This is a genomic window from Halorubrum tropicale (assembly GCF_001280455.1).
GTDB classification, from domain to species: Archaea; Halobacteriota; Halobacteria; order Halobacteriales; family Haloferacaceae; genus Halorubrum; species Halorubrum tropicale.
Genome location: NZ_LIST01000002.1, coordinates 536,954 through 542,953, shown reverse-complemented (window position 1 = coordinate 542,953; position 6,000 = coordinate 536,954). Strand labels below are relative to the sequence as shown.

Here is a 6,000-nt window from a genome sequence, read left to right as displayed (position 1 = left end):
CATTCATTGGCGCTGACGCGCCACGAACTCGCATGAGTTCAGGCGGTATCTGGATCGCACGTATACACGGTTGTTTCGAACCACGACCGACACAGGCGTCGCTCATAGAGCGTCTCGGTTCGAGTCCGAGAGTCGGCATGAAGGCGGCCAGAGCGGTAGGGAAACACCCGTACCCATTCCGAACACGGAAGTTAAGCCTACCAGCGTATCGTGAAGTACTGGAGTGAGCGATCCTCTGGGAACCACGAGTCGCCGCCTGCCCACTCATACGGGAATACTCCCACTACAGCCCACGGACAACGCGTCCGTGGGCTTTCTTCATATCCAACGAGTGACAGCGACGCGTCCGATTCGGTGGACACTGACTCGATGGTGTGGTTGGCGTCCATCGAGGCGGCTGAGTCAGGGTACCGTCCGTCAGCGACTTCGCCGTCCAGGAGCTGAGTCGAAGATTGTCTCGGCGGAACCGTATCAGTACTAATACTTTCGTCCGTAAGTTTATCACTTCTGTCGCTGAAGTCAATGTAACATGGGCGGGTCGGACGACGCGGTTCGACTGTGCTGCGGCGACGAGCCGTCGCTTCGCGACGGCGTCGCTTCGGACCGTGTCGTCTCCGTGTTGTTCGGCACCGACGTCGAGGCGTGGCGGAGGGGCTGGAGTCGGACCGTAGCGGGGCCGCCGGCACGGGAGGCGGCGGTGGACGTGAACGACATCGCTCGGAGCGGGGCCACCGCGTCGACGCAGGTGGTACCGAACAACGGGCTCGCGTACACGGTGCTCGGCCGCGACGCCGATGGGGAGCGCGTGCTCGACGCCGTTGGCGATCACCTCGACGGCGTTCCCGAGGGGACGGTCGACCTGTTGGTCGACGACCTCGCGCCCGTCGCCGCGCGGGAGGGCGTCGACGTCGCGGTCGGGTTCGCGGACCGTCTCCGTGAGCGCTTCGCCGACGAGGCGAACCGCGTCCTGCTCGGCTGTTCCGCCGAGTGCTCCGCCGAGTTACTGTCACGCCTCGACGCCCTCGTCGACGCTGACGCGACCGCGACGGCGGCGGTTGAACGGCTCTCGCGCGACGACCCCACCACCTTCGGGTACGTCCGTCGTCACTGGGCAGAGGCCAAGCGCGGTATCGAGGCGTGCGACCGGAACTACCCGCAGTCGAAGCAGGTCCACGCCGCGCTGACCGACCCGGAGACGACGCCGCGGACGCTGGGGGCGACCCTGTCGGGGTTGGTCACGCTCGGCGCGCTGGAAACGTGGGGAGACACGGTGGGACCGACCCGGTACGACCTCACCGCGTACCGGCCGGATCGGACGTCGGCGATCGGCGCGGCGCTCGAAGCGGACGACGTCGAGGAGTGAGACGTCGCCTCCCGGCTCGGTGTGTCAGCCGCCGGTTTCGTCCCGCTCGTCGGTCTCCGCGATGCGTCTGAGGTCGGTCTCAACGACGGTGCCGTCGGGCTCCAGCGTCACGCTTCCGAGGGCGGCGGTCTCACCGGTGTCGTACCGGGCGTCGACCGCCGCCAGCGTCCGGCGCCTGTCGAGCCGGTCCCAGACGGCCTCCGCGACGAGCGACTGGAACGCCTCGGGGTCGGTCCACCCGGCGTCGATGTCGGAGGGGACGCCGACGACGACCCGGAGCTCCGTCTCGGCGACGCGAATGCCGACGCCGAACGTGTCCGCACACATGGACGGTCGTTCGCGACGGGGGGTGAAATCACCGTCGGCGGCGGACATGACGGCGACCGCGCCGACTCGCACGCTCGACTCTCGAAACCGGTAAGCACTCCCCGCTCGAATGGTCGAAGACTCGATGAGTTCGACGCCAGCGGTGTCGCCGAGGGCGGGGCTCGCGGCGGCGGTCGTCGCGGTGAGCGCAGGCGCGATCCTCGTCCGCCTGAGCGACGCGCCGAGCTCGGTCGCCGCGTTCTACCGAGTGCTGTTCACGACCCTCCCGTTGGCCTCGGTGGCGGCGTGGCGGTACCGCGGGGAGTTCGGCCGGATCCGGTCGCGCGACCTCGCGTTCGCGGTGCTGTCCGGCGTCGCGCTCGCGATCCACTTCGCGGCCTGGTTCGAGAGTCTCCGGTGGACGAGCGTCGCCGCGAGCGTGACGCTCGTTCAGGCGCAGCCGGTGTTCGTCGCGGTCGGCGCGTGGCTGCTGTTGCGCGAGCGTGTCACGCGGCAGATGGCCGCGGGCATCGCGGTCGCCGTGGCGGGGATGGCGTCGATGTCGCTCGGCGACTTTCTGGGGGGCGTGGCGGTCGGGGCTCGCCCGCTGTACGGCAACGCGTTGGCGCTGGCCGGTGCCGTCGCCGCGGCGGGGTACGTGCTGGCCGGTCGCTCGCTGCGGCAGCGGATCTCGCTGGTCCCCTACGTCACCGTCGTGTACGGCGTCTGCGTGGTGGTCCTGCTCGCGTTCGTGCTCGCCGCCGGCCACCCGCTGACGGGGTACCCCGCCCGGGAGTGGCTCCTGTTCGTCGGGCTCGCGGTCGGACCGGGGTTCCTCGGCCACACGGTCCTCAACTGGGCGCTCGCGCACTTGGAGTCGAGCGTCGTGTCCGTCTCCTTGCTCGGTGAGCCGGTCGGCGCGACGCTGCTCGCGGCCGCGCTGCTGTCGGAGACGCCCACCCCGGCGACGGTCGCCGGCGGCTGCGTGGTCCTCGTTGGTATCTACGTCACCGCGACGACGAACTCGTCGTAGCGTTTTCAGCGCCGATATTTTGGGGTGAACGTTCAAGACCGCCGAACCGGTGGGTAAAGTATGGACCGGCGAACGGTCGTCGCGTTCGTTGGCGACGACGAGAGCGCCAGCGAACGCGTGGCCCGTTCGGTCGAGGCCGCGTGGAACGGCGCGGGCGGCCCGTCCCTTCGGACGCTCGCTCCCACTGACTTCGGCGAGGACCGAGGCGGCGAGGAGCCGCTGAAAGACACGTGCGGGGTCGTCGTCACCGCCTCGGCCGTGGCGGACGACGTCGTCACGGAGAGACTCGTCGCGCTCCCGTCCCACGTGCCGGTGATCGCGCTCGTCGAGGACGCGTCGACGGCGACGATCCGAACACTGCTGGCGGCCGACGTGGACGACGTGGTCGAGGCCGACGACCGCGGCCGTCACGTCGGGGGGGACGCGGTCGACCCGCTCGCGGAGCGGATCCGGGGGCAGATGAGCCCTGACCGCGTCACGCTCGGAGGCGACGGCGTCGCCCGGCTCTCCGAGGTGTTGCTCGACGCCGGGACGACGCTCATGAGCACGCGCACCGACGAGGTCGGCACGAAGATCGAGTGGACGATGGAGAACGTCGGCGAACACGCCGAACTCGATCGGATCGTCTGTTACCGCGAGGAGGACGGCGAGTTCGTCCCCGCCTACGACTGGTGTCCCGAGGGGTTCGACCCGGCGCCGAGGCCGTTCGACGACTTCCCGGACCCGGACCTGCTATCGACCTTCGGCAACGTCGCACGCGGATCCTCTCCGGCCGAGGACGACTCGGAGGGTAACGACGACGCGGGCCTCGCCGGGCCGGCGGCGACGGTCCACGTCCCGCTCGTCGTCGACTGGGAGCTCAGCGGCATCGTCGCGTTCGAGTCTGACGACTGCCGCGTCTGGACGGACGAAGAGGTGAGCCTGTACCGAACCCTCGGCGACCTGATCGCGCACACGATCGCGCGCAACGACCGCCGAGAAGCGCTCCGCAGGCAGGCGGAACAGCTGGAACAGTTCAGCGCGGTCGTCTCGCACGACCTCCGGAACCCGCTGAACGTGCTCTCCGGCTACCTGTCGCTCTCCGAGGACGAACTCACGTCGTCGCGGTACGACGCCATGAGCGGCGCGGTCGACCGCATGGAGACGCTGATCGACGACCTGCTCATGCTCGCGCGTCGCGGCGAGGCGATCGGCGACACGGAGCCGGTGCCGGTCGCGGCCGTCGCCGAGGACGCCTGGGACTCGGTGCGCGCGCCGAAGGCGACGCTCACGATCGCCGACGAAATCGGGCGCGTCGAGGCAGACCCGAGCCGGCTCCGGCAGGCGCTTGAGAACCTCTTCCGGAACGCGATCGACCACGGCGGTCCGGAGGTCTCGATAGAGATCGGTCCGCTCACCGACGGCGGCGATGTCGGCGGGATGTACGTCGCTGACGACGGGCCCGGCATCCCGGTCGGACTCGTCGATACGGTGTTCGACTCGGGCGTCTCCTCGGCCGACAGCTCCGGGATCGGCCTGGCGATCGTCGACCGGATCGTCGAGGCGCACGAGTGGGACATCGATGTCCGGAACGACGGCGGCGCGGTCTTCGAACTCACCTTCGACACGGACGCGACGCGGGTCGCGGCGCCGTAACGTTCGGTCGGCGTCGTCGTCGCCGCGACCCGGTCAACGTTCGTCGGACTCTCAGTTTTCGGCGAGCGGCTCACTCCTCGGCGAACCGTTCGACGGTTCGGCGGTGCCGATCGCGGAACATCCCCTCGAATCCAACCTTCGCCAGCGGCCCGACCGCGTCGCCCAGCGGGCCGAGCGGCAGCCGATAGGCGACCGTGTCGACGAGGAGCGTCTCGTCGCCGTCGGCGTAGAACGCGTGGGTGTGTTCCCACCGTCGGAACGGACCGCCTTCCATCACGTCGACGAACCGGGCGGAGCGCTCCGGGGACGCCGTGCCGTCGGGCTCGCGCTCGGCGATCCGCGAGGTCCACCGCTGTCGCGGTCCGGCCCCGAACGGGCGGACCGACATCTCGATCTCCGAGCCCGCGACGAGGACCTCGGGGTCGGGCGACCCGTCCGCCCCCGCGACGCTGTCGACGCCGAGACGCATCCAGTCCGGGGTGAGTTCTCGCAGTCCGTCGACCGTGGAGTGAAAATCCCACACGTCTTCGATCGGGGCCGGCACCCGAGTCGTCCGCCTGTACGTCGGCATACCCGCGGTATGGTGCGGGCGGACAAAAAGCCGTCCTCGGCGGCGGTTCTGGGACCGAAACCCGCATGCCCGCGCGCGGCGTGAGACGAGACGATGGAACGCGGGGCGATCGACGTCGGCGATCTGGCTGGACCGTTCGATCTCCAGGCGACCCTGGAGAGCGGACAGAGCTACCTCTGGAACCGCGCGGACGGCGAGACCTACGACGAGCTTCACGCCCACGGCGGCGACGCGTGGTACGAGACCGTCGTCGACCCGATTCCCGGCGTGACGGAGGAACGCGTCGCGGTCCGGGTCAGACAGGAGGGCGGCGTCCACGACGGGCGGCTCCGCTGGGAGGCCTCGACAGACGCCGAGCCGCTGTTGACGCACCTGCTCCGGCTCGACGACGACCTCGACGCGATCTTGGACGCGACGCCCGACCTCCCGCTGCTGGAACGGGCCTACGACGCCTACGAGGGGATGCGACTGACCCGCGACCCGGTATTCCCCTGTCTGATCTCGTTCATCTGCTCGGCGCAGATGCGGGTCGCGCGGATCCACGGGATGCAGCGGCGGCTCCGGGAGACGTACGGCGACGCGGTCGCGCTCGGCGACGAGACGTACCGGGCGTTCCCGACGCCGGATCAGCTGGCCGCGCGCACCGAAGAGGAGCTCCGCGACCTCTCTCTGGGCTATCGGGCGCCGTACGTCCAGCGCACCGCGGAGATGGTCGCGAGCGGCGAGGCCGATCCCCTGGCTGCGGCCGACCTCCCCTATGAGGAGGCGCGGGAGTCGCTCACGCGGTTCGTCGGCGTCGGGAACAAGGTCGCCGACTGCGTGCTGTTGTTCTCGCTAGGCTTCCTCGAAGCGGTGCCGCTCGACACCTGGATCCGCACGACCATCGAGGAGTACTACCCCGACTGCGACCGCGGGAGCTACGCGGCGACCTCCCGCGCGATCCGCGAGCGGTTCGGCGGCGAGTTCGCCGGCTACGCGCAGACGTACGTGTTCTACTACCTCCGCGCCGGCGGGGAGTGACCGACGGGCCCGCGTCCGCGGACGCCGGCGTCTCCGCGGGAACGAGCGGCCGCGAGACGCCCGCTCGCCGAC

Annotated in this window: 6 protein-coding genes and 1 rRNA gene; 5 read left to right on the top strand and 2 right to left on the bottom strand. The window is 69.9% G+C overall.

Annotated elements, in window-relative coordinates; genetic code table 11:
- The first annotated feature begins 139 nt into the window (after positions 1 to 139).
- Together rrf and AMR74_RS07775 are read left to right on the top strand one after the other, a co-directional pair.
- Positions 140 to 261, top strand: a 5S ribosomal RNA gene (gene rrf, locus AMR74_RS07780).
- Between the two features lie 268 nt (positions 262 to 529).
- Positions 530 to 1,363, top strand: coding sequence for a hypothetical protein (locus AMR74_RS07775; protein WP_233561614.1), 834 nt, complete (start codon positions 530 to 532; stop codon positions 1,361 to 1,363).
- Between the two features lie 24 nt (positions 1,364 to 1,387).
- Here AMR74_RS07775 and AMR74_RS07770 read toward each other — a convergent pair whose 3' ends face one another.
- On the bottom strand, positions 1,388 to 1,690 hold the full coding sequence (locus tag AMR74_RS07770) for a hypothetical protein (RefSeq protein ID WP_053771482.1): 303 nt from the start codon (positions 1,688 to 1,690) through the stop codon (positions 1,388 to 1,390).
- A gap of 124 nt (positions 1,691 to 1,814) precedes the next feature.
- Between AMR74_RS07770 and AMR74_RS07765 the strand changes: the two genes are divergently transcribed.
- Positions 1,815 to 2,702: a DMT family transporter gene (locus AMR74_RS07765; protein ID WP_053771508.1), complete on the top strand. Its 888-nt coding sequence runs from the start codon at positions 1,815 to 1,817 to the stop codon at positions 2,700 to 2,702.
- A gap of 60 nt (positions 2,703 to 2,762) precedes the next feature.
- Positions 2,763 to 4,337 carry a sensor histidine kinase gene (locus tag AMR74_RS07760; protein ID WP_053771481.1) on the top strand — a complete coding sequence of 525 codons (1,575 nt, stop codon included), beginning with the start codon at positions 2,763 to 2,765 and terminating at the stop codon, positions 4,335 to 4,337.
- Positions 4,338 to 4,407: 70 nt separating this feature from the next.
- Here the strand turns inward: AMR74_RS07760 and AMR74_RS07755 are convergent, their stop codons facing one another.
- On the bottom strand, positions 4,408 to 4,908 hold the full coding sequence (locus AMR74_RS07755; protein ID WP_053771480.1) for an SRPBCC family protein: 501 nt from the start codon (positions 4,906 to 4,908) through the stop codon (positions 4,408 to 4,410).
- Between the two features lie 93 nt (positions 4,909 to 5,001).
- Between AMR74_RS07755 and AMR74_RS07750 the strand changes: the two genes are divergently transcribed.
- Entirely contained in the window at positions 5,002 to 5,928 is a 927-nt protein-coding gene (locus tag AMR74_RS07750) for a DNA-3-methyladenine glycosylase family protein (protein ID WP_053771479.1), read from the top strand.
- Positions 5,929 to 6,000: the final 72 nt, after the last annotated feature.